Source organism: Oleiphilus sp. HI0043 (assembly GCF_001634935.1).
In genome coordinates this window covers 1-2,163 of record NZ_LWEY01001107.1, presented here as the reverse complement: position 1 = coordinate 2,163, position 2,163 = coordinate 1, and the positions used below count along the sequence as shown (strand labels likewise).

3 protein-coding genes are annotated in these 2,163 nt (G+C 41.4%); all 3 read left to right on the top strand.

What is annotated here, in order from left to right:
• The coding region (locus tag A3729_RS12180) for a sterol desaturase family protein (RefSeq protein WP_231877427.1) at positions 1-924 on the top strand (924 nt) is incomplete at its 5' end.
• 64 nt (positions 925-988) lie between these two features.
• Entirely contained in the window at positions 989-1,864 is an 876-nt protein-coding gene (locus A3729_RS12175) for an endonuclease/exonuclease/phosphatase family protein (protein WP_068553365.1), read from the top strand.
• A gap of 117 nt (positions 1,865-1,981) precedes the next feature.
• A partial coding sequence (locus tag A3729_RS12170) for a hypothetical protein (RefSeq protein ID WP_068633915.1) occupies positions 1,982-2,163 on the top strand: 182 nt, incomplete at its 3' end.

Below are 2,163 nucleotides of genomic sequence, written 5' to 3'. Positions count from 1 at the left end.
AGTTTGAAGGAGCAATTCATGAGCGACTTACTACATGCCTTGGGCTTTATTATGCTTTTTGGCAGCGTGTTTATATCAATTATTTGTCTTGAGGCTTGGTACTGGCATAGGAAGGGAAGAAAAGATGCCTACCATTTAAAGGAAACGCTAACGAATATTGCAACCGGTGGGATTTATAAAATATTCGATGGGATTGCTATTGCCCTGTTTATTCAGGCATTTTATGAGTTTGTTGCTCAATACGGGTTTCAGTATAAAATTGAAGATGGTTTGTTGAGTTACCTATTCCTATTTATCGCATGCGATTTTTTCTTTNATATCTACCACTACGGTATGCATAAAATACGTTGGTTATGGTCAATACATGTAACGCACCATTCGTCTAAAATTATGAATTTTTCTACCGCTTTGCGCCAAAACTTTTTAATGGATGTTAATTTTGGCTGGATGATCTGGTGGTTGCCACTAGCAATCATTGGCTTCGACAAAGATCTTGCTTTAATTGCGATTGAATTAAGCCTGTCTTATCAATTCTTCCTTCATACCGAGCTTATTGGAAGGTTGGGAGTATTTGAAAAGGTTTTCAATACACCTTCGCACCACAGGGTTCATCATGGCTGCAAACCGGAGCAGATCGATACAAACTTTGGTGGCGTGTTAATAATCTGGGATCGCTTGTTTGGAACCTTCGTAGATGAGCGTGATGCGGGTAAGGTTGTTTACGGACTAACTGAGCGACAACCGACAACCCTGAATCCAATTCGCTTGAACCTGGATGAATTTATCCAGATGTTTAAAGATGTTATTCAATATAGGGACCTCAAGATATTCTATAAGTCTCCTGCTTATGTAAATAAGTATCAGTCGTCTAATTTGCATGACGAACCGCGCGATCAAACAATATCCGCTACAAATGTTCCGTAACCTTGTCGTAACGGTCTATAGGTTCTTGCTATGATGGAGGCTCGCAGAAAAGAGTGAAACCCTAATGGTAATTCGATCTATGATTATGGGGGTCTGTATATTGTGTTGTACAGGCTTAAACGCAGAGCTTCGCGTAATGACTTTAAATACCGAATGGCTATGGACCCCTTATGACGGTAAAGCTGACGGTAGTAAAGTGACGATACGAGACATGTCAAAGAAGGATTACCTAACTGAGCTGGCATTCTATGCGAAGCTTGTTAGAGAGCATAGGATAGATATTCTAGCGGTGTCAGAAATTGAAAATAAGTACGTTGCGATCGATTTGGCAAACCGTTTTGGCAAAGACTGGAAAGCGTATTTTACACAGGGAAGGGATACGGCAACGGGCCAAGATGTTGCCTTAATCAGCCGTTTGGAACCAGTCAAAGGTAGTTTAACAAACTACGGCTTCCCTTGCGGAAAAACCAATGGTGTCAAAAAGAAAAAGTGTCTGAGTAAGGTTGTCGGTGCACGCTTCTACTTAGATAATGCTTCCGGGGAGCAAGTCGCAGTTATAAGCTCTCATTTTCTATCGAAGCGAAATGATAGCAAGAGCAAGCGCTTAAAGCGTGAAAGCCAGGCATTGGCGCTGTCGAAAGCCGTTGAACGCGAAGCAAACGATTTTTCCTCGACTAAAGTCGCGAAGGTTATTGCTTTAGGGGATTTTAACGATACAGCGAACTCTACAGTGTTGAAGTTGTTACGAGCTAAAGGCTCCTTATTATCAGCCAGTAGTTGCAGAATGCAAGACAGTATAGAATCTCACTCAAAACCCAAGCACCGCAAGAAGTCTCTAGTTGACCATATTTTGTATCGTGGGTTGACCTGTCTTGATGATTACGCGGTGTCCACCGGCAGCTACTCAGATCATCCAGCGATTGTTGCTATTTTACGTTAACGCCAATTGCTAAGCTTGCAAGCGTTCAAATTGCTTAACTACTTAAATCTTTTGTTTGCGCAAGTATTATCTGCGATTATTATTCGGAGATAGAATTGTTTTAAGAGGGAGTGGTAAATGGTGCTGTTCTGGCCAATTCAGCAAGAGCTTGATTGCATAAGTAATAGCGGTCAAATTCTGGGTAAAATAAAATTTGACGGAGATAAAGAAGAGTACAGATTTTATCCCAATAATGAGTCGCTTGCCTTATCAGGCGCCGAGCAAACCATGATTAATGAGCGAATATCGGGTCTCGAGTC